Annotated in this window: 22 protein-coding genes, 1 other RNA gene and 1 pseudogene; 16 read left to right on the top strand and 8 right to left on the bottom strand. The window is 36.5% G+C overall.

From position 1 onward, the window contains the following. Nucleotides 1-10 precede the first annotated feature (10 nt). The 9 genes and pseudogenes from Q9317_RS04640 (at nucleotide 11) to Q9317_RS04680 (ending at nucleotide 6265) form a co-directional block, all read left to right on the top strand. Nucleotides 11-1135, top strand: coding sequence for a hypothetical protein (locus Q9317_RS04640; RefSeq protein ID WP_016355966.1), 1125 nt, complete (start codon nucleotides 11-13; stop codon nucleotides 1133-1135). Then, nucleotides 1132-1305: a hypothetical protein gene (locus Q9317_RS04645; RefSeq protein WP_016355967.1), complete on the top strand. Its 174-nt coding sequence runs from the start codon at nucleotides 1132-1134 to the stop codon at nucleotides 1303-1305. The genes Q9317_RS04640 and Q9317_RS04645 overlap by 4 nt, the downstream gene beginning before the upstream one ends. 682 nt (nucleotides 1306-1987) lie before the next feature. Then, nucleotides 1988-2491 (top strand): annotated as a pseudogene (locus tag Q9317_RS10595) (phage tail protein); the annotation flags it as partial. Between the two features lie 10 nt (nucleotides 2492-2501). Continuing rightward, the gene (locus tag Q9317_RS04655) at nucleotides 2502-4373 is read left to right on the top strand and encodes a DUF859 family phage minor structural protein (protein WP_016355969.1); all 1872 of its coding nucleotides are present in this window, start codon (nucleotides 2502-2504) and stop codon (nucleotides 4371-4373) included. A gap of 49 nt (nucleotides 4374-4422) precedes the next feature. Then, nucleotides 4423-4773 carry a DUF1366 domain-containing protein gene (locus Q9317_RS04660; protein ID WP_305981604.1) on the top strand — a complete coding sequence of 117 codons (351 nt, stop codon included), beginning with the start codon at nucleotides 4423-4425 and terminating at the stop codon, nucleotides 4771-4773. 28 nt (nucleotides 4774-4801) lie between these two features. Continuing rightward, nucleotides 4802-4960 (top strand): CD1375 family protein, encoded by a 159-nt coding sequence (locus Q9317_RS04665; protein ID WP_016355971.1) that lies wholly within the window; start codon nucleotides 4802-4804, stop codon nucleotides 4958-4960. A gap of 12 nt (nucleotides 4961-4972) precedes the next feature. Continuing rightward, the gene (locus Q9317_RS04670; RefSeq protein ID WP_016355972.1) at nucleotides 4973-5239 is read left to right on the top strand and encodes a DUF7365 family protein; all 267 of its coding nucleotides are present in this window, start codon (nucleotides 4973-4975) and stop codon (nucleotides 5237-5239) included. A 7-nt stretch (nucleotides 5240-5246) separates the two neighbouring features. Next, nucleotides 5247-5432 carry a holin gene (locus tag Q9317_RS04675; RefSeq protein WP_183121175.1) on the top strand — a complete coding sequence of 62 codons (186 nt, stop codon included), beginning with the start codon at nucleotides 5247-5249 and terminating at the stop codon, nucleotides 5430-5432. Between the two features lie 113 nt (nucleotides 5433-5545). Beyond that, entirely contained in the window at nucleotides 5546-6265 is a 720-nt protein-coding gene (locus Q9317_RS04680; protein WP_016355975.1) for a peptidoglycan amidohydrolase family protein, read from the top strand. Nucleotides 6266-6432: 167 nt separating this feature from the next. Here the strand turns inward: Q9317_RS04680 and Q9317_RS04685 are convergent, their stop codons facing one another. The 5 genes from Q9317_RS04685 to ssrA form a co-directional block, all read right to left on the bottom strand. Next, nucleotides 6433-7035: an AP2 domain-containing protein gene (locus tag Q9317_RS04685; protein ID WP_016355976.1), complete on the bottom strand. Its 603-nt coding sequence runs from the start codon at nucleotides 7033-7035 to the stop codon at nucleotides 6433-6435. A 1-nt stretch (nucleotide 7036) separates the two neighbouring features. Further along, complete coding sequence (locus Q9317_RS04690) at nucleotides 7037-7231, bottom strand: hypothetical protein (RefSeq protein WP_016355977.1); 195 nt, start codon at nucleotides 7229-7231, stop codon at nucleotides 7037-7039. Between the two features lie 75 nt (nucleotides 7232-7306). After that, nucleotides 7307-7495: a hypothetical protein gene (locus Q9317_RS04695; RefSeq protein ID WP_016355978.1), complete on the bottom strand. Its 189-nt coding sequence runs from the start codon at nucleotides 7493-7495 to the stop codon at nucleotides 7307-7309. A gap of 14 nt (nucleotides 7496-7509) precedes the next feature. Further along, nucleotides 7510-7881 (bottom strand): anti-CRISPR protein AcrIIA3, encoded by a 372-nt coding sequence (gene acrIIA3 / locus Q9317_RS04700; RefSeq protein WP_016355979.1) that lies wholly within the window; start codon nucleotides 7879-7881, stop codon nucleotides 7510-7512. Nucleotides 7882-8201: 320 nt separating this feature from the next. Further along, nucleotides 8202-8549, bottom strand: a transfer-messenger RNA (tmRNA) gene (gene ssrA, locus Q9317_RS04705). Between the two features lie 90 nt (nucleotides 8550-8639). Between ssrA and Q9317_RS04710 the strand changes: the two genes are divergently transcribed. Next, complete coding sequence (locus Q9317_RS04710) at nucleotides 8640-9251, top strand: TVP38/TMEM64 family protein (RefSeq protein WP_003099399.1); 612 nt, start codon at nucleotides 8640-8642, stop codon at nucleotides 9249-9251. A 27-nt stretch (nucleotides 9252-9278) separates the two neighbouring features. Here Q9317_RS04710 and Q9317_RS04715 read toward each other — a convergent pair whose 3' ends face one another. Genes Q9317_RS04715 through Q9317_RS04725 form a run of 3 tightly spaced genes read right to left on the bottom strand, consistent with a single transcriptional unit; the run spans nucleotide 9279 to nucleotide 11154 of the window. Then, complete coding sequence (locus tag Q9317_RS04715) at nucleotides 9279-10076, bottom strand: hypothetical protein (RefSeq protein ID WP_003099401.1); 798 nt, start codon at nucleotides 10074-10076, stop codon at nucleotides 9279-9281. A 9-nt stretch (nucleotides 10077-10085) separates the two neighbouring features. Further along, nucleotides 10086-10784: an ABC transporter ATP-binding protein gene (locus tag Q9317_RS04720; RefSeq protein WP_003099402.1), complete on the bottom strand. Its 699-nt coding sequence runs from the start codon at nucleotides 10782-10784 to the stop codon at nucleotides 10086-10088. A 1-nt stretch (nucleotide 10785) separates the two neighbouring features. Beyond that, nucleotides 10786-11154 (bottom strand): GntR family transcriptional regulator, encoded by a 369-nt coding sequence (locus tag Q9317_RS04725; protein WP_003099404.1) that lies wholly within the window; start codon nucleotides 11152-11154, stop codon nucleotides 10786-10788. A 182-nt stretch (nucleotides 11155-11336) separates the two neighbouring features. Here Q9317_RS04725 and Q9317_RS04730 point away from each other — a divergent pair, with 182 nt between their 5' ends. The 6 genes from Q9317_RS04730 (at nucleotide 11337) to Q9317_RS04755 (ending at nucleotide 21678) form a co-directional block, all read left to right on the top strand. After that, on the top strand, nucleotides 11337-14441 hold the full coding sequence (locus tag Q9317_RS04730) for a DNA polymerase III subunit alpha (RefSeq protein WP_016355980.1): 3105 nt from the start codon (nucleotides 11337-11339) through the stop codon (nucleotides 14439-14441). Between the two features lie 79 nt (nucleotides 14442-14520). After that, nucleotides 14521-15534 (top strand): 6-phosphofructokinase, encoded by a 1014-nt coding sequence (gene pfkA, locus Q9317_RS04735; RefSeq protein WP_003099408.1) that lies wholly within the window; start codon nucleotides 14521-14523, stop codon nucleotides 15532-15534. 73 nt (nucleotides 15535-15607) lie between these two features. Beyond that, the gene (pyk, locus tag Q9317_RS04740) at nucleotides 15608-17110 is read left to right on the top strand and encodes a pyruvate kinase (protein WP_003099410.1); all 1503 of its coding nucleotides are present in this window, start codon (nucleotides 15608-15610) and stop codon (nucleotides 17108-17110) included. Nucleotides 17111-17235: 125 nt separating this feature from the next. Continuing rightward, nucleotides 17236-17793 carry a signal peptidase I gene (lepB, locus tag Q9317_RS04745; RefSeq protein ID WP_003099412.1) on the top strand — a complete coding sequence of 186 codons (558 nt, stop codon included), beginning with the start codon at nucleotides 17236-17238 and terminating at the stop codon, nucleotides 17791-17793. A gap of 170 nt (nucleotides 17794-17963) precedes the next feature. Continuing rightward, nucleotides 17964-19778 carry a glutamine--fructose-6-phosphate transaminase (isomerizing) gene (glmS, locus tag Q9317_RS04750; RefSeq protein ID WP_003099414.1) on the top strand — a complete coding sequence of 605 codons (1815 nt, stop codon included), beginning with the start codon at nucleotides 17964-17966 and terminating at the stop codon, nucleotides 19776-19778. 133 nt (nucleotides 19779-19911) lie between these two features. Next, nucleotides 19912-21678 (top strand): PTS mannitol transporter subunit IIBC, encoded by a 1767-nt coding sequence (locus Q9317_RS04755; RefSeq protein ID WP_305981605.1) that lies wholly within the window; start codon nucleotides 19912-19914, stop codon nucleotides 21676-21678. Nucleotides 21679-21688 lie beyond the last annotated feature (10 nt).

Here is a 21688-nt window from a genome sequence, read left to right on the forward strand (position 1 = left end):
GAAAAAATAAATGGTAGTAGTTTCGAGTGGTCAGATTACACTGACTGATTTATCAGATGCACCTGTTTTAAGCGCTTTTATAACAGCTAGCGCAAACACAACTCAAATGTATGATGGAACTGGGCAGACTTGGTCCCCATCTTACGCTAGTACACCACAGACATTAACATTAAATTTAACAAAGGCTGGGAGCGGAACATCGATTTTATCAGGTGTGTCAGGACCTGTTACGTGGTCTCGGATTGATAACGGTGCATCTACATCTATTACTAGCACAACTAACACTGATACTCAGTACCTTTCAGGCACTTCTAACAGTGTCTTAACAACTAAAGTCAATGTGCCAATAAATGGAAATGGTTCACGCTTTATTGCAACCGGGAATTGGTTAGACCCAATTAGTGGGTTGTTAGTTCCGTTTTCAGCAACCATAGACCTGTTTGTTATTCAATTAGCAAAATCGCCATTAATTGCTAGTGTCTATACTGGTTCTGGTGGTGCATTTTACAATAATTTACCAGCCACTTTAACTATCAATGCTGATTTATATAAGGGTGGTCAGTTATCAGGCGGAAATAAACAAATTAAATTCTTTTATGCTTCTAGTTCTGTAGTATCAACAAGCTCAACTGGTTATGATGCAGACGGTGGTCTTGGTTGGTATTTATGCCAAACCAACACAGTAGGGGCTAGCGCCAATGTTGCACCAACAGCAGTTAACGTGACATCGCAAGGCATTTTAACAGTTACAGCAGATTTTATCACAAATGCACAAACTTTCAAAGCTGTTATTATTGATAAAGCCGGTGGAACGTCTGGAACAGTAGTAACTGGAATTGCAACACTAATTGACTACTCAGACCCAATTGCAATTGTTATGGAATCAACGTCTGGAGACGTATTTAAAAACAATCAAGGATCAACAACGATTACCGCTAAGCTCTATCAGTCAGGACAGGAGATTGACACAACTGGTAGCAAATACACTTACAAATGGTCTAAGCGTGACCAAAATGGCGTCTTAGATGCTAACTTTGGTGGCACTGGCAATCAATACAAAACAGGTAAGTCAATTACTGTTAAAGCAACTGATATTAATATCAAAGGTACTTATTTTTGTGAGGTAAACGGATGATAAAAGCACATATTGAGTTAGGCGGACAACTTGAAATCATTGATTTTAAAGTTGATACGAAAAAAGAAGCCATTGAAAAAATCTGGGAAACTTATGGAATGGCTACGCCAATCATCGATTTATTCGACGAGACGGAAGTAGGTGATTCTATTGGCAATACTAGCGAGTAGTTCCTATACAATAACTAATTTAATTGACGGTGCAGATGGCAAGACCCCATATTGGCACACTGCTTACGCAAACAGTGCGGATGGTAAAACAGACTTCAGTTTAACCGTATCTGACGGTAAGCGTTACATCGGTCAATATACTGACTATGTAAGTGCAGACAGTTCAGACCCTACCAAGTACAAATGGGTTGATATGGTTGGCTCTATCGTTTTGAGTACAGGTAATTTGCTTGCTAGTAAATATCTTATTAATAACTACTCCTCTAAGTCCTTTACTTTAAAAGCTTGGGCTAATGCATTTGTGGAAGCAATTAATATTCCTGATATTTTTAAAGAGGGCGAAACGTATACTATTAGCTTTGATGCTGAAATTATTGAAAAATCAACAATATTGACAATTTACGCCAAACAAGTTGGCTTCGCTTTGTGGTCACGATCAGCTAATTCAATTTTTCCGTTTTTTTTGAAAAATTTGTCTGATCTTAATCAAAAAGGACGCTTTGAATTAACATTTAAATGCCCCAAAATTGAAGCTGATACAAAGCTACTAGTCTACACTAACCGTTATTTTGATGGCACTAAAGTAGATTATGACATAGTTAAATTTGATAACCTTAATGTCACGATTGGTAATGTTGTTAACAAATCTTGGTTACAACCGATTGAAGACATCGATGCAAAAATCGACTCAAAAGCAGACCTAGCGCTCACCCAAGCGCAGTTGCTAGCGCTCGAGGAGCGAACATCACTAGCTCGTGAAAATGCAATTGCCGAGGCTATGCAAAACACTATTAGCGAAGTTGAGGCTAGATATAAGTTGTGGTACGAGACAACCACAAAAGACGAAAAACAAAAGGTTGCGTCTGATATAGCATCGCTCTTTGATAGAACAGTAGAGCTAAATCAAAAACTTGGTGAGGCATCAGCCAAATTTGAATTTATTAACAACGAAACACTCATCGGCGAAGAGGGGATAGCAATTGGTGATAAAGAGGGTAAAGCTAAATTGTTTATGTCACAGGATAGCATTAGCTTCGTCACAAACGGTACCGCTCAGATGACGTTAACTGGTGACACTTTGATGATTAAAAACGGTCTGTTTACCGAGCGCATACAGATTGGAAAATATGTTGAAGAAGTGTATGATGCTAATCCAAACTTTAATGTCATCAGGTATATAGGATAGGGGGTGAATCATGGGTACTAATACATTTACTGGTGGTTGGGGTGGAAACCTAACACTTGAGATTATCTCGGCATGGAACTCTCAAAATACAGTTGGAAACTTTAGCACAGTTAACGTGCAAGTGTTCTTACGCATGTCATCGTACGGTATGATTTCGCTGTCTGAGAATCGACCATTGAAAATTACAGTGGACGGTTGGTCTGAGACTGTCAATATCAACCCATCTATCAGCCAAGGTCAATACAAGCAGATTTTAGCTAAGGATTATCGAGTTAATCATAATTCTGATGGCTCTAAACCTCAATTTAATATATCTGCTTACTTACCTATTAATTTTAGCAATTATGGTGAGGCAAGCGTATCAGAGCTTATCAGATTGCCGACAATTAAGCGTGCTAGTACATCAAGTGCGATTAGTGGAACTTTGGGTAGTGCAGTAGCAATCAACGTCACAAGACAAGATGCTAGCTTTAAACACACCATCAAGTATGACTTTAAAGGTACAACTGGCACGATTGCAACTGGAGTTGATACGAGTTATTCGTGGACTTTACCAACATCATTTGCTAGCTTAATGCCAAACGAATTAACAGGTACTGGCACATTTACGGTCGAGACCTACTCGGGGTCATCAAAAATCGGAGAGAATAAATACTCTCTATCAGTATCTGTGCCGGATAATGCAACTTATAAGCCAAAGCTGACAAGTATCAGCTTATCTGATGCTAATACTTCCACCGGTAGTCTAATCACTGGTAATAACTTTGTACGGATTTTAAGCAATGTAAAAGTCGCATTTAGCGGGGCTACTGGCTCAAACGGTGCAAGTATCGTTGGTTATCGTGCCGAAATTGTTGGCAAAGGCAACGTGATAACTGCTAACGGTGGAACACTTGGCATGATGGATTATGTCGGCTCAGCAACCGTGAGAGCAACTGTCACTGATAGTCGCGGATTAACATCTGCACCAGTTGACGTAAGTATTAATGTGATTGATTATTTTCTACCTTTTGTTACCTCGTTTAAAGTCACAAGAGCTAAGTCTAATCCAAACATTTTACAATTGTCACCTATCGTTAAAATCGCACCTTTGATGGTCGGAGGAATCCAAAAAAATCAACTTAAAATAAAAGTTGATGTTGCACCTTATGATACTGGTATTTTTGTTACAGACAACGGTGCAGCGACTAATACATGGACAACTGTATCAAGCTTTAACGGTGAGCTATTAAATCTTGGTGGAACTTACGACAAATCAAAGTCGTGGATAGTTAGAATTGTACTCAGTGATAGTCTTATGCAAGCATCGCCAGTTACTCAGACGATATCAAGTGAGTTTGCATTGATGACCAAAGCACCTACTGGAGTGGCATTTGGTAAAGTTTGGGAGCGTGGCATCATTGATGCTGAGGGAGATGTCTACATTAGTGGCAAGACAGAGACTAAATCATTAACTGTTGATGGATTTGCGATTAGTAAATTAGCTTTGTTAAACATGATGTACCCAATCGGGGCAATCTATATGAGTACGTCATCAGCTAATCCAAGCACGTTAATGGGTGGTACGTGGGTCAGATACGCTCAAGGCCAAACAATTGTCGGTGTAAACGAAAATGACTCAGATTTTAATACTGTCGGTAAGACAGGTGGTGCTAAGACTCACAAATTGACAGTCAATGAGTTGCCAGCCCATCAGCATGAGGTTAACACAGAAGCTGGAACCGCAGGAAATGCGAGCGGTTGGCAAAACGTTGGGAGTGTTATGAGGTCAGCTCAAACTAGTTACACACAAGGTGTAAAAACTAACTCGGTTGGTGGTGGTCAAGCGCATAACAACATGCAACCGTATATTACGACATATATTTGGTTAAGAACTGCGTAAAATTAACACTCGAATAAAACAGATAATAAACTCAAGAAAGGAGTTACTTATGTTAAATATAACGTCAAAATATCCGAAGCAAATGGCTGATGGGTCATTGTCAGGAACAAGTGTCATCATTGATGGCACTGATGAACACGCCGGTTGGCACATACCATTGGAATTACCAAAAGAGTATTTAAATACGCCACAAGATGAAGTTATGAAACTTTGTCAGGAATTGATTTTTCAAAAATTGGACCCAGCAAAGGCACTGTCTGAGAAATTTAATCAATTTAACGAATTGGTTGAAAAAGCTGACAAAGTGGCTACAACTGGCAATCTGGCTGCTATGAAATTAATAGAAATTTTGTATTCGAAAGGTACTATAACCGATGAAGATATTGTTGCACTTAATTAAACTCATTTATAAGAAAGAAGGGATAGATATGATGATTAAACTTTTTGCAATTAATTTATTTTACGAAAAAACAACATGGACTCAATTTTTGAAACATAAATTTTCTGAATTGATCAATACAAAAGTTAAAGAAGAACTTGCACTTATGTGTGACGAAGAAACTCTCAAACGCATTTTGGAAAACTAAAGAGGTAGTTATGTGACAGATTTTATTTACAGCGCAGTCGGGTTTGTCGTTGGAATCATGACGATTTACAACATGTTTAACTCTAAGTCTATCAAGCAAGCTACTGACATCACATTGTTGCAGTCCGAAGTTGAACACCTAAAAGTAGATGCTAGACAGTTAAATAGACGTATGGAAACCGTTGAGCAACAGAACCAAACATTGCAAGTTTTGTCAGAGCAAATCAAAAATTTGACATCAGACATCAACGAAATCAAATCAACATTGAAAGGAAAATAATATGAATATTGAAAAATGGTCAAAAAAAGTCTTAATCAAAACGATTAAAACTATGGCGCAGACTGCTGTTGGTCTTATTGGGTCAAGTGTGTTAATCACAGATATTAACTGGCCGACAATGTTATCAGCAGTATTGTTATCAGGACTAACATGTATCTTGATGAATGTATCGCAAATCAAAGACGAGGAGTAAAAACATGAGAGCAATCACACGATTAGCATTAGTAGTAGCAATTGCAATCTTATATGTGCCTATTTCGTTGATTGCTCTTATCGTTTATCCATTTTTTAACAAGGAGAAATAATATGACAATAAATACTGAGCAAGCTATTGCTTGGATGGCTGCTAGACAAGGTAAAGTTACTTACTCAATGGACTACCGAAACGGACCGAGTAGCTACGATTGCTCAAGTTCTGTTTATTTTGCGTTGAGAAGCGCAGGTGCATCTGATAATGGTTGGGCAGTAAACACTGAATATATGCACGATTGGTTAATTAAAAATGGTTATGTTTTAATTGCTGAAAATACAAGTTGGATTGCGCAACGTGGTGACATATTTATTTGGGGTCAACGTGGAGCATCTGCAGGGGCAGGTGGTCACGCAGGGATTTTTGTTGATGCTGACAATATTATACATTGTAATTATGGGTATAATGGCATTACAGTTAACAATCATGATGAAATTTGGTCCTGGAATGGAATGCCATATGTGTATGCGTACAGATACGTTGGTAAACAATCAGAAACACCAAATGTTACAACAAGTGCTATATCTCAATTTGAGCATGAGTTAGACGTTAATACACCATTAACTAATAGCAATATGCCATACTATGAAGCAACGCTGTCAGAAGACTATTATGTTGAGTCAAAACCTGATGCAAATTCAGAGGATAAAGAGTTGCTTGTCGCAGGCACTCGTGTAAGAGTGTATGAAAAAATAAATGGTTGGTCACGGATCAATCATCCACAATCTGCTCAATGGGTAGAAGATAGCTATCTCATTGACGCTACAGATATGTAAATGAAAACCGCTCTCAATTCGAGGGCGGTTTTTTGTGTTATTTAAAAGAAACATCTGCATTATCAACACTTGCGATAAGTTTCATTCTAAGCTCACGTCCGATACATTCAAGGATTTAAACTTAATAAGATATAAGAAAACCCCTCACTAATCAGTGGGGGCTTTTTTTATTTATTCCAAAATTCTTGTTCCGCATTTTTTCGTGCATGTTCAGCGTCAGCTAATCTTGCGAATTGGCCAAGATAAACTGTTTTCTTATCAACATTAATAAATGCTTGATATTTACCTTTACGCTTATTGTAATAAACTCCACGCACGCCAGTTGTGCTTTTAGCAGTCGGTTTTGTCGACTTTAAAGATTCAGGATCTCGTATAGCGTTCATAAATTCTTTTGATGCACCTAGCAAACAACCGCATGATTTCGTGACTTCACTTTCGTTTGAATTGAGATATGTGTAATTACCGCAATGCTTGCATTCACAAAGCCAATCGACACGTTGATTTTCACTTTCTTTTTTGACGATAACTTTAAAATTATCGTTTTCATATCCAATTAAATCTTTATACCTTTTTCTTTTAAGGTCGTCATTTAGACAACCACACGATTTAACTTTTCCGTTTTTTAAATGATCACCACGAACAAATGTTATTTTTCCACAGTCGCACATGCAATGCCACAAAACCTTACCATTTTTCGCTCGTTTGCCAACATCACCTAAAACAGTCAAGCGCTCAAAGCGCCGTCCTGTCAAGTCATTTTTAGCAGTCATATTATTTAATTACTGTGCCTTTTTCAGCATATTCTGCAACAAGTTCAGTTACTTCATCAATTAAATCTTCATTTTTGTCAATGCTCCAAACAATTGTATCAGAACCGTATTGTTTATATAAATCAACTGCTTGTCCCATTGTTTCGACTTGAGTGTTTAAGTTTTTAGCTTCGTTAGTTACTTCGTAGTTTTTCATTTTGTTTTCCTCTTTTGCTTATTTATTTTATATACTTATTATATACAATATTGTATATAATGTCAAGCGTTTTTATCAACTTTTTTGAATTTCCTCAGAATATTTTGTTAGTTTGCTAGCAACTTCTAGCGATATATTCCCGAGCTTTATTTTGCCATTTTTTAAAGATGACAATTTTGATTGTGCAACACCTGTACTTTTCGATATTTTATACTGAGTCTCATTTTCCAATAACCATTTTATTTTTTTACTGTCTGCTTTCATAATTCCTCCTTTTTTTATGCAACAGTAGCATATAATTGAACTGCTTTGATTGCTTGTTTCCAAACATTTGTTGACCACATTTCTTTAGCCATGTCGTCAACGTAGCGAACTTTTTCTACTGCGGTTACTTCAGCAGTTACGCCAAGTTTACGACAAGCCCAGTCCCAAGCTTTAGCTTCTTCAGAAAGAGGAGCATTAGCTTCTTTTTCAGCCATTCTTTCAACGATAGCTTTTTCACGACCCCAAGCTTCTTTAAGACAGTCAGAGAAAGTTTTTTGACCATATACTAAAGCAGTAGCGTATTCATAGTCGCAAGTATCAAAATTATCACTGTTGAACAATGTCCAAGCTTGTGTCATGATTTCTGATTTGTTGTATTTAGCCATTTTGTTTTTCCTCTTTCTTATCTTTATATACTTATTATATACAATATTGTATATAATGTCAAGCGTTTTTATCAACTTTTTTAAATTATTTTTTACGTCCTCTACAACGGACATTTAGCATAATGGCGGTTATAACGGAAATAAAAATATTAATTATTATATTTAATAGAAGAAAGTTTTTACTAGAATACAAAAAAGCTAACTAGTTGTCTATTAGTTGTCTCTTATGTAAGAAAGAATAGAAAGGTATAGAAAAGAACAAAACAAAAAACCTTGATTTAACAAGGTTCTAAGAAGGTTTAGTAAGTTTTACGAAATAAAGATGGAGCTGGTGGGAGTCGAACCCACGTCCAAACACCTGCCAACATATTTGTCTACAACCATAGGTTATGTATTGATTTAACCCGTCAGGGACACATAACTCAAGCCACTGATGTGCGAGTCTAAAAATCTCTTAGTAAGGCTCTAGACAAAACCTCACTCGTAGCTTGCTATTTTAAGACTTCTAGCAGGACACAAGCAATCTTGTAGAAGTCACGCTAACTGGTTATTAAGCAGCTAATGCGTAAGTGTTTGTATTTTTTGCAGTTATATTTAACTGGCATTTTACATCTGCCGATGGGTCGCAAAACATGTCTCATAATGCCTGTCGAATCCGTAACAACCCCTTAAAAAACAGTAAATTAAACTTTACTAGACTAGTATACCAAAAAAAGTTTCAGATAGCAAAAATCAATTTCTTGTGGTATGATTAAGCTATGAAAATGCACAATTCAAAAGCCTATTCTTTTTTTCAAAAATTATTTAAAGTTTTAGGGGTTATTGCCTTAATAGGAAGTTTTATTATTGCTTTTTGGCTCTATAAATTAGGAATTCTAAATGATAGCAATGCTTTGAAAGATTTGGTTCATTACTATAAGTTTTGGGGGCCGGTTGTCTTTATCATTGTACAGATTTTTCAAATTGTTTTTCCTGTTATACCAGGTGGGATTACGACAGTTGCTGGCTTTCTAATATTTGGTCCTGTTCAAGGCTTTATTTACAATTACATTGGTATTATAATAGGAAGTTTTATTTTATTTCAGTTGGTTCGGGTTTATGGGAAAAAATTTATCTTATTATTTATGGATGACCAAACTTTTTTAAAATATGAAAAAAGATTAGAAACATCAGGTTTCGAAAAATTTTTTATCATCTGTATGGTATCTCCAATCTCACCTGCTGATGCTATGGTTATGATTATTGCTCTAACAAATATGTCTTTAAAGCGGTTTATGCAAATTATTGTGATTGCTAAGCCATTCTCAATTATCGGCTATAGTTATCTTTTTATTTTTGGTGGAGATGTTATCAGATGGTTTATCAAGTAAAAAAGGTTGGAAAATGATCCAACCTTTTTATTGTAAATTCAATTTGTGTTTCATGATGAAATGTGTTGCAAAATAGAAAGTGACCAATTCAATAACGGTTTCTCCAAGTAAAACATACATGTAACGATTTCTCAAAAAGTCAAGATCCATTGTTTCGTTAAAATCAAAACGAAAGAGATTGGTATTGATTTGTGAGAAGAGAATAGTTATAAGAACTGTTATAACTGCATAGGCAATAAAGGCTTTTAGACCTCGTCTATTGGCAAAAAGTTGACCAATTGAGATTGAAAGGTAAATCATCAGTATGCCTGAAAATGTTGACAAAAGAAGATAGCTAATGCCAAATCCAGTTAAGTCTAGATTTTCAAGGATGAGTTGTCCCAAATCACGAAAAGCATTTAGGAATTCAGCAACACTTACCTGAGGAATAATTAAAATCAGGGTTGCGATAACTAAAATAAAGCTATTAAAAATCATGCAAATAAATGATGCCAAAAGTTTAGAGAGAATAAGGTGATGTTCTGATACGGGCAAAGTCATCGTTAGATAACCTTCACGACCAAAAACATTTTGATTAAAGCGACGAATGATAATGAGTAAAGTAGCTAGGAGTGATCCAGCGATGAGAAAACCAAAAATCAGTGTCAGTATCATTGGGAGAATATCCGTTGTCCATGATATTTTGGGGTGGGTCTCGTTGACTTTACTAGAAAGCAATTCAAATGTGAATGATAAGATAACTGCGATAGCAATAATGCTAACATTTAAAGCGAAATACCATTTTCCAATTGATTTAAGTTCATATTTAAATAATTTTCCAAACATTGTTTTCTCCTAGATTTTGTAAGTTTTTCTGAAGAGAGAATCAATAGATTGCCCCTCATTTTCTCTAAGGTCATCGACATTTCCTGAAATAGCAACTTTACCATTTTTAAGGAAGATGGCTTCATCTAAGATAGGTTCAATGTCTGAAATGAGATGTGTAGAGATTAGAACAGAAGCATCCTCACTATAATTGTTGATAATTGTTTTAAGAATATATTCTCTTGCGGCAGGGTCAACCCCACCAAGTGGCTCATCTAGGATATATAATTTTGCTTTTCGGCTCATAACAAGAATAATTTGAACTTTTTCCTTATTGCCTTTAGATAGGTTTTTAAGGCGTTCATCCAAGTCTAAGTTAAGATCTCGAAAGAGACTGTGAGCTTTGTTCTTATTAAAATCAACATAGAAATCATCAAAATAATTAATGATATCGCTGATTTTCATCTCTTCTCGAAGATAAGAAGTATCTGGTAAGTATGAAACAATTCTTTTAGTTTCAATTGACGGGCGAAAACCATCAATCACGATGTCACCTTTATTTGGTTGTAAGAGGCCGTTAATCATTTTGATTAGGGTTGTTTTACCACAGCCATTAGGTCCGAGGAGTCCGATGATTTTACCGCTTGGAATGGTGAAGGTGAGGTCATCAATAACCTTTTTTCCTCCATAGGACTTTGAGACGTGGTGTAGTTGTAAGAGTTGTGACATCTTAAGCTTCCTCCTTTAAAAAGCTCTCTAAAACGGGAATGATTTCAAGGCGATTAAATCCCATTTTTTCCATATTATGACTAAAGGATTGTAATTCGTTTCGAGCTAATTCGCGTCTCTTTGTTGCAATTAATTCTTGATCATCCGTAACGTAACGACCAGCAGTGCGCTGAGAATATACCATTCCTTCGCGTTCTAGTTCAGTAAATGCCCTTTGCATGGTGTTAGGGTTAACACCAGCTGCTTCAGCAAATTCCCTAACTGTTGGAAGTTGATCGCCACTTTTAATTTCTTGGCTCACGATTTGCATCTTGATATGTTGCGCAATTTGAGCATAAATTGGCGATTTTTCATCAAATTTCCAAGACATAGGGTCTCCTCTCTTTATATAAAATTAACTATTGTATCATTTAAATAATACAGAAAAAAATGAGAAAAGTCAAGATAAATGATATTTTCTCATTTTTTGATAAACTCATTCAGAGTAAATAAAATCAGCATCTAAATGGAATTCATAGTATAATAGAGATACTAATTAAGAAGGAGAGATCCATGTTTGCACAAATCGATACAAAAACAGTTTATTCCTTTATGGATAGTTTGGTTGACTTGGAAAGCTATATTCAAAGAGCTAAAGCTTTGGGTTACCAATCAATTGGAATAATGGATAAAGATAATTTGTATGGTGCTTATCATTTTATCAAAAATTGCCAGAAACATGGTCTACAACCTATTTTGGGTTTGGAAATTGACTACCCAATTAATGGAGGAAATCATCCGATTTATTTAATTGCACTTAACAATGCTGGTTATAAAAGTCTTTTGAAAATATCTAGTGCAAAAATGTCTGCACGTTTTGTGCCTTCAGAACTTGTCAATTATTGCCAGAATCTTGCCGTTATTATTCCTTATGAGGATGGCCAGGGCGACCTTGATCTGCCTTTTGATTATTTCCTTGGGATTTATGAAACAACTGATATTCCAGTAACAAAGCGCCAGCTGATTCCATTAAGGCAAGTAAGGTATTTTGAAGAAGAAGACCGTGAAGCCTTGCAGATTTTACATGCTATTCGAGATAATTTAAACTTAAATGAGACTGCTGTGGTTGAAGCTGATCATTTTTTAGAGAACTGTCAGGTGATGACCCAGCGCTTTCAAGAAAAGGCGCCTCAAGCTTTGGAAACTTTAGAAAATGTCCTTGCAAGTATCGACTATCAGTTTGATTCAAAATTGAAGTTGCCAAGATTTAACCGTGAGAAAAAAGCTCATTTGGAGTTGTGCCAGTTAACAGAAGCAGGGCTTAAACAAAGGCAATTGTGGCTTCCGGTTTATCAGGAACGCCTGAAGCAGGAGCTAGCAATTATCTCTGAAATGGGATTTGATGATTATTTTCTTATTGTCTGGGATCTTCTACGTTTTGGGCGTAGTAAAGGCTATTATATGGGAATGGGACGTGGTTCAGCAGCTGGTAGTTTAGTGGCCTATGCTTTGCAGATTACTGGAATTGATCCCGTCAAAAATAACCTACTTTTTGAGCGGTTTTTAAATAAAGAACGCTATAGCATGCCTGATATTGATATTGATTTGCCGGATATCTACCGTTCAGAATTTCTTCATTATGTGCGTGATCGTTATGGTAGGGATCATTCAGCTCAGATTGTCACCTTTTCGACATTTGGTCCAAAACAAGCTATTCGGGATGTTTTTAAGCGTTATGGGGTGCCCGAGTATGAGATTAGTCATTTCAGTAAAAAAATTGGATTTAAGGACACACTAACCAGTGTTTACGAAAAAAATATCAGTTTCAGACAAGCCATTAACAGTAAATTAGAATATCAAAAAGCCTTTGAAATGGCTAGACGCATTGAAGGAAATCCACGTCAAACCTCTATTCACGCTGCAGGAATTGTCATGAGTGATGATAATCTGACAGATCATATTCCACTCAAGCAAGGGGAAGATATGATGATTACGCAATACGATGCTGCTGCAGTAGAGGCAAATGGTCTTTTAAAGATGGATTTTTTGGGCTTGCGGAATCTGACATTTGTTCAAAAAATGAAAGAAAAGGTTGCCAAAGAATTTGGTCAGGATATTCTTATTGAAGATATTAATCTTGAAGATAAAAAAACCTTAGCTCTTTTTGCTCGTGGTGATACCAAAGGGATTTTCCAATTTGAACAAAATGGTGCCATTAGTCTTTTAAAACGGATTAAGCCTGTAAAATTTGAAGAAATTGTTGCTACAACCAGCCTGAATAGGCCTGGAGCAAGTGATTACACTAATAATTTCATTAAGCGTCGTATGGGTCAGGAAAAAATTGATTTAATTGATCCTGTCATTGCGCCCATTTTAGAACCAACTTATGGCATTATGCTTTATCAGGAACAAGTTATGCAAATTGCTCAGGTGTTTGCAGGCTTTACTCTTGGAAAAGCAGATTTATTACGCCGAGCCATGTCCAAGAAAGATGCCAATGAAATGAGCAAAATGGAAGCCGATTTTCTTGAAGGGGCTTCAAAACTTGGGCGTTCGCCTGAAACAGCAAAAGTGCTTTTTAAACGGATGGAAAAATTTGCGGGTTATGGCTTTAATAGAAGTCACGCCTTTGCTTATTCTGCCCTAGCTTTTCAATTAGCCTATTTCAAAGCGCATTACCCATCTGTCTTTTTTGATGTTATCATGAATTACTCTAATGCTGATTATATAACAGATGCCTTAGATTCTGATTTTCGTGTGGTACCATTATCCATTAATACCATTCCTTATACCGATAAGGTTGAAAATGGGACGATTTTAATGGGCATGAAAAATATCAAAGGAATCCCTAGAGACTTAGCTTATTGGATTATTGAAGCACGGCCATTTACAAGCATTGAAAATTTTTTAATGCAATTACCAGAAAAATACCAGAAAAAAGATTTCTTGACACCCTTGATTAGCATTGGTTTATTTGATTGTTTCGAAAAAAACAGACGTAAAGTCTTGGAAAATTCTGATGCTTTAGTAACTTTTGTCAATGAGTTAGGATCTTTGTTTGCGGATTCTTCCTTTGCTTGGGTTGAAGCAGACGATTTTACAAACAGTGAAAAATATCAGATGGAACGTGATTATATTGGCGTCGGTTTAAGCAAACATCCGCTAGTTGAAATGATGCAGAATTTTAAAGGGGATTTCACCTCAATTTCAAAAGTGGTTAAAGACAGCGATGTGCATTTATTGGTGCAAATTGAAACGATTCGTGTGATTCGAACAAAATCAAATGGGCAACAAATGGCCTTTATGACAGTGACTGATACCAAGAAAAAAATGGATGTAACACTATTTCCAGAGCAGTTTATCCGTTTTAAAGAGTTGCTAATCGAAGGGGAAATGTATTATATAGGTGGACGTGTCAAGGAACGTGATGGACGTCTTCAACTGATTTTAAATAGTATGAGTGCGATTAACCTTAAAAAATATTGGATTTTATTAGAAAACCATGAGCATGATCAGGCTGTAGCAGAGATAATTGATCAGTTTCCAGGAGATGTTCCAATCCTTATTCATTACCAAGAGACGAAAGAAACTTTGCAAGTTCAAAATAAATCCGTAGAGGTGTCAAGCCAGTTAGAACAAGCTTTAAAAGAATTTGTAGTGAAAACGGTTTATCAATAAAAATCGGATAATAGTGAAGTAATTTTCAAAGAATTATGCTATAATTAAGACGTTAAATTAATTAAAGGAGTACCCCTAAATGAAACGTATTGCTGTTTTAACCAGTGGTGGTGATGCCCCTGGAATGAATGCTGCGATCAGAGCAGTTGTTCGTAAAGCAATCTCAGAAGGAATAGAAGTATATGGAGTAAACCACGGTTATGCTGGTTTAGTTGCCGGTGATATTTTCCCAATTGACTCAAAAGGTGTTGGTGATAAAATTTCTCGTGGAGGAACATTCCTATATTCTGCTCGCTATCCTGAATTTGCACAACTTGAAGGACAATTAGCTGGTATTGAACAACTTAAAAAACACGGTATTGAAGGTGTTGTCGTTATTGGTGGAGATGGTTCTTATCATGGTGCTATGCGCTTAACAGAACATGGTTTCCCAGCTGTTGGTATCCCAGGTACAATTGACAACGATATTACTGGAACAGATTTTACAATTGGTTTTGACACTGCGGTAAATACTGCTGTTGAAGCTATTGATAAACTTCGTGACACATCATCAAGTCACGGTCGTGCATTTGTTGTTGAAGTTATGGGACGTAATGCTGGTGATATTGCACTTTGGGCAGGTATTGCGACTGGTGCTGACCAAATCATCGTACCAGAAGAAGAATATGACATGGCAACAGTTGTATCTACAATGAAAGATGACTTTGAAACGAAAGGTAAAAATCACCATATCATCGTCCTTGCAGAGGGTGTGATGAGCGGTGAAGAATTTGCTAAAGAATTAAAAGCAGCTGGTTGTACAAATGATTTACGTGTTACTAACCTTGGACATATCCTTCGTGGTGGCTCACCAACTGCTCGTGACCGTGTTTTAGCTTCATGGATGGGGGCACACGCTGTTGAATTACTCAACCAAGGTAGAGGTGGAGTGGCTGTAGGCATTCACAATGAAAAACTTGTTGAAAGTCCAATTTTAGGAACTGAGGAAGAAGGAGCACTCTTTACTCTTGCTGAAGATGGAAAAATCATCGTTAATAATCCTCATAAGGCACGTCTTGACTTTGCTGTCTTAAATCGTTCATTATCAAGATAAGTAAAATCGAGATAAAATATTATTTTTGTAAAACGTCGGTAATCGACAGAAATAAAAGGGAGTTTCATTTAATATGAATAAACGCGTAAAAATTGTTGCAACACTTGGTCCTGCGGTAGAAATCCGTGGTGGTAAAAAATACGGAGAAGATGGCTACTGGGCTGGACAACTTGATGTTGAAGCTTCAGCTAAAAAAATTGCTGAATTAATCGAAGCTGGTGCTAATGTTTTCCGTTTCAACTTCTCACACGGTGACCACGAAGAACAAGGTGCTCGTATGGCAACTGTTCGTCGTGCAGAAGAAATGGCTCGCCAAAAAGTTGGTTTCCTTTTAGATACAAAAGGTCCAGAAATGCGTACAGAATTGTTTGCAGAAGATGCAAAAGAGTACAGCTACACAACTGGTGAAAAAATCCGTGTTGCTACTGAACAAGGAATCCAATCAACTCGTGATGTTATTGCATTGAGCGTTGCTGGTAGCCTTGACATTTATGACGAAGTTGAAGTTGGTAATACTATTCTTATCGACGATGGTAAACTTGGTCTTAAAGTAGTTGAGAAAGACATCGCAAGCCGTCAATTTATCGTTGAAGTTGAAAATGATGGCATCATCGCTAAACAAAAAGGTGTTAACATCCCTAACACTAAAATCCCATTCCCTGCACTTGCAGAACGTGACAATGCTGATATTCGTTTTGGTCTTGAACAAGGTCTTAACTTTATTGCAATCTCATTTGTTCGTACAGCAAAAGATGTTGAAGAAGTTCGTCAAATCTGTCGTGAAACTGGAAATGATCATGTTCAATTGTTTGCTAAAATCGAAAACCAACAAGGTATTGACAACTTAGATGAAATCATTGAAGCTGCTGATGGTATCATGATTGCTCGTGGTGATATGGGTATTGAAGTACCATTTGAAATGGTTCCAGTATTCCAAAAAATGATTATTACTAAAGTTAATGCTGCAGGTAAAGCTGTTATTACTGCAACAAACATGCTTGAAACGATGACTGATAAACCTCGTGCAACGCGTTCAGAAGTTTCAGATGTTTTCAATGCTGTTATTGATGGTACTGATGCAACAATGCTTTCAGGTGAATCAGCTAATGGTAAATACCCTGTAGAATCTGTTCGTACAATGGCTACAATTGATAAAAATGCTCAAACTCTTCTTAATGAGTATGGTCGTTTAGATTCATCAACTTTCCCACGTACAAACAAAACGGATGTTATTGCTTCAGCAGTTAAAGATGCAACACATTCAATGGATATCAAACTTGTTGTTACTATTACAGAAACTGGAAATACAGCTCGCGCAATTTCTAAATTCCGTCCAGATTCAGATATTTTAGCTGTAACTTTTGACGAAAAAGTTCAACGTGCTTTGATGATCTACTGGGGAGTTAACCCTGTCCTAGCTGAGCGTCCTGCATCTACAGATGACATGTTTGAAGTTGCTGAAGAAGTTGCTTTGAAATCAGGTCTTGTACAATCAGGCGACAACATTATCATTGTTGCTGGTGTACCAGTTGGTACTGGTGGAACAAACACAATGCGTGTTCGTACAGTAAAATAATCAAAAATCAAGTCGTGAATAACCTTCACGGCTTTTTTATATTCTAATCATTCAAACTATTGAAACTTCTAACCTTTTGTTATTATAGATATCATGCTATAATAGTGTAAAGACTAGGAGTAAATATGGTAAAAAGAGATTTTATTCGTAATATAGTATTTGGACTTATTTTAATTGTTGTTGCAATTCTATTAAGAGTTTTTGTGTTTTCTACTGTTAAAGTTGATCAGGCAGCAGCCAATTCTTATCTTAAAACAGGCGATATCGTCACTGTCAAAAAAAATATGGAACCTAATTACAAAGATTTCGTGGTCTACACTGTAAAAGGTAAAGACTATATGAGTCGTGTCATTGCAAGTGAAGAACAAACAGTGACCTATATGGACGATATTTTTTATTTGAACAATAAGGTTGAAGATCAAACCTATATTGAAAAACAAAAAACTGATTTCTTAAGCACCTCCCCTATGGGGTCATTGTTTACTGATGACTTTAACATTTTGACTATTTCTGGTGGCAAAGTCAATAGTATACCAAAGGGCAAGTACTTAGTATTAAATGATAATCGTGTGAATCGTATGGATAGTAGAACTTTTGGTTTTATTGATCAATCACAAATTAAAGGGATTGTAACCTTTAGAATTTTACCTTTGAAAGATTTTGGATTTGTTGAAGTAGAGTAGCATTAGGCTACTCTTTTTTAGTGAAAAAACACCAAACTATACCAATTTCTGTTTGACAATAAAAAATCATTATTATATACTGTAAACATAGCATTTCTGAAAGAAAATTAGACTATACCAATTTTGATAATTAATAGAAAGAAGTAAGTTTTCTTACTTAGGTAAAAAAAATGTGTGGAATTGTTGGAGTTGTAGGCAATCGTAATGCAACTGATATCTTAATGCAAGGACTTGAAAAATTGGAATACCGTGGCTATGATTCGGCTGGTATTTTTGTAGCCAATGGTGACCATTCAAACCTCGTTAAATCTGTTGGTCGTATTGCTGATTTACGTTCTAAAATCGGTATTGATGTTGCTGGTCATACTGGTATTGGACATACACGTTGGGCAACTCATGGTCAAGCTACTGTAGAAAATGCTCATCCTCACACATCAGCAAGTGGACGTTTTGTTCTTGTTCACAATGGTGTTATTGAAAACTATCTTCAAATGAAAGAAGAATTCTTAACAGGTCATGATTTCAAAGGGCAAACAGATACTGAAATTGCAGTTCATTTGATTGGTAAATTTGTTGATGAAGATGGTATGCCTGTCCTTGATGCATTTAAAAAGGCTCTGTCAATCATTGAAGGGTCATATGCTTTTGCATTGATTGATACTGAAGATGCTGAGACTATTTATGTTGCTAAAAACAAATCCCCACTACTTATTGGATTAGGGGAAGGCTACAACATGGTATGTTCTGATGCCATGGCTATGATTCGTGAAACAAGTGAATTTATGGAAATCCATGACAAAGAACTTGTTATTTTAACAAAAGATACTGTAACTGTAACGGACTATGCTGGAAATGAAATGGAACGTGGGTCATACACTGCAGAGCTTGATCTTTCTGATATTGGTAAAGGAACTTATCCTTTTTATATGCTTAAAGAAATTGATGAGCAACCAACTGTCATGCGTAAATTAATTTCAACCTATTCTGATGAAGCTGGTAAAATGACAATTGATCCTGAAATTGTAAAATCAATCCAAGAAGCTGACCGTCTTTACATTCTTGCAGCTGGAACATCTTACAATGCAGGTTTTGCTTCAAAAGCTATGATTGAAACATTAACAGATACGCCTGTTGAACTTGGTGTTGCATCAGAATGGGGCTATAACATGCCTTTATTGAGCAAAAAGCCAATGTTTATCTTACTTAGCCAATCAGGTGAAACTGCAGACAGTCGTCAAGTACTTGTTAAAGCAAACCAAATGGGTATTCCAAGTTTAACAGTAACAAATGTTCCAGGATCAACCTTATCTCGTGAAGCAAGTTACACAATGCTTTTACATGCAGGTCCTGAAATTGCAGTTGCTTCAACAAAAGCTTATACAGCACAAGTAGCTGCACTTGCTTTCTTATCAAAAGCAGTTGGTGAAGCTAATGGTAAAAAAGAAGCTTTAGAATTTGATTTGGTTCATGAATTGTCATTAGTTGCTCAATCTATTGAGTCTACCTTGTCTGAAAAAGATTTGATTGCTGAAAAAGTTGAAAAATTATTAGCAACAACACGCAATGCCTTTTATATTGGACGTGGTAATGATTACTATGTTGCAATGGAAGCTTCATTAAAATTGAAAGAAATTTCATATATTCAATGTGAAGGTTTTGCAGCTGGTGAATTGAAACATGGAACAATTTCACTGATTGAAGATGGTACACCTGTAATTGGTTTGATTTCATCAAGTGAGGTGGTTGCAGCCCATACACGTGGAAACATTCAAGAAGTAGCAGCTCGTGGAGCAAGTGTTTTGACAGTTGTTGAAGAAGGACTTGACCGTGAAGGTGATGATATTGTTGTCAATAAAGTGCACCCCTATTTAGCAACAATTGGTATGGTTATCCCAACGCAATTAATTGCTTATTATGCCTCATTACAACGTGGTTTAGACGTTGATAAACCTCGTAACTTGGCTAAGGCTGTTACAGTTGAATAAAAATCACAGATAAAGATAATTGTCACTGATGACAGTTATCTTTTTTTGTCACAAAACTTGTGCCAAAGTTTGAGTTTTGTCTTTTTCAGTGACATGATATGATGAGAATGTAAATAAATTAGGAGGCGTTCTAATGGAACAAAAATCTTCACTTAAAGTAAAAGTTCAAAAGCTAGGGACAGCTTTATCGAACATGGTAATGCCAAATATTGGTGCTTTTATTGCCTGGGGTGTTTTAACAGCACTTGTTATTCCAACTGGCTGGATGCCTAACAAGGAATTCGCTGTTGCTGTTGGCCCAATGATTTCCTATTTGCTTCCCTTATTAATTGGTTATACAGGTGGTTACACCGTCTATGGACAACGTGGAGCAGTAGTTGGTGCAATTGCAACTTTTGGAGCGATTGCCGGTTCATCAGTTCCAATGTTCATTGGAGCTATGGTAATGGGACCATTTGGAGCATGGGTTATCAAAAAATTTGACCAAGCTTTCCAAGAAAAAATCCGTCCAGGATTTGAAATGTTGGTTAACAATTTCTCTGCTGGTTTACTTGGCTTTGGATTACTATTAATCGCTTTTAAGATTGTAGGTCCATTTGTTGCAATTTTTACTGGTGCAATTGGTAATGGTGTTCAAACAATTGTTGATTTGAAACTGTTACCCTTAGCAAATATTCTCATTGAGCCAGCAAAAATTCTATTCTTAAACAATGCACTTAACCATGGCATCTTTACACCACTTGGAGCAGAACAAGTCACTCAAACAGGGAAATCAATTCTCTTCTTATTAGAAGCAAACCCTGGTCCAGGTCTAGGTATCTTAGTTGCTTTTGCCATGTTTGGCAAAGGAGCCGCAAAATCATCATCATGGGGAGCAATGATTATTCACTTCTTTGGTGGAATCCATGAAATTTACTTCCCTTATGTTATGATGAAACCAGCTCTCTTCCTAGCTGTTATTGCCGGTGGTGTGACAGGTACATTTACCAATCAGCTCCTAGGTTCAGGTCTTAGTGGCCCAGCTTCACCAGGTTCTATTCTTGCAATTATAGGAATGGTTCCAAAAGGTAATAGCTATGTTGTAAACTTATTGTCAGTTTTAGCTGGTGTATTTTCTGCAGCACTTGTATCTTTCCTTGTTGCTTCAGTAATTCTTAAATCTGATAAATCAGAGGAAAGCTCATTGGAAGCTGCTCAAGCAGCTAGTCAAGCAGCTAAAGCTCAATCAAAAGGGCAAACAATAGCAGCATCTTCAGAAAATTTTGCAGGTGATGCTATTCAACAAATCATCTTTGCTTGTGATGCAGGTATGGGTAGCTCAGCTATGGGTGCTTCAATCCTCCGTGATAAAGTCAAAAAAGCAGGACTTTCAATTCCTGTAACCAATAAAGCCATCTCAAACTTAACAGATGTTACTAATACTCTTATTGTTACTCAAGAAGAATTGGCAGCGCGAGCTGCGCAAAAAACACCACGTGCAGCACACGTATCAGTTGATAACTTTTTAGCAACACCAAAATATGATGAAATCGTAGCACAATTGGCAAAAAAGCCACTAGCTGATGACAGCCAAGTAGAGCAATCATCAGCATCAGAAGAAGTTCTTGATTTGAACATCATTGACGAAGTTGTTTTTGCTTATGGACAGTCAAAAGGGTCTGCTACAATGGGGCAAGCCACTTTGCAAGAGATTTTTAAAGTACGTCACATTGGTATTCCAGTGTCAAAAGTTGAAAATTCAAAGTTAACTGCTTTTAATGCTAAAAATATTTTAGTTGTATCAGACATTGCCAATCAATCTCATGCACAAGTATTTGCACCAAATGCACAATACTTAGTCGTTGACAGTTTGGTAACGACAGCTGAGTACGATAAAATGATTGATCGTATGGCAAAATAAAATTAAATTG

This window comes from Streptococcus iniae (genome assembly GCF_030732225.1).
Taxonomy (GTDB): Bacteria; Bacillota; Bacilli; order Lactobacillales; family Streptococcaceae; genus Streptococcus; species Streptococcus iniae.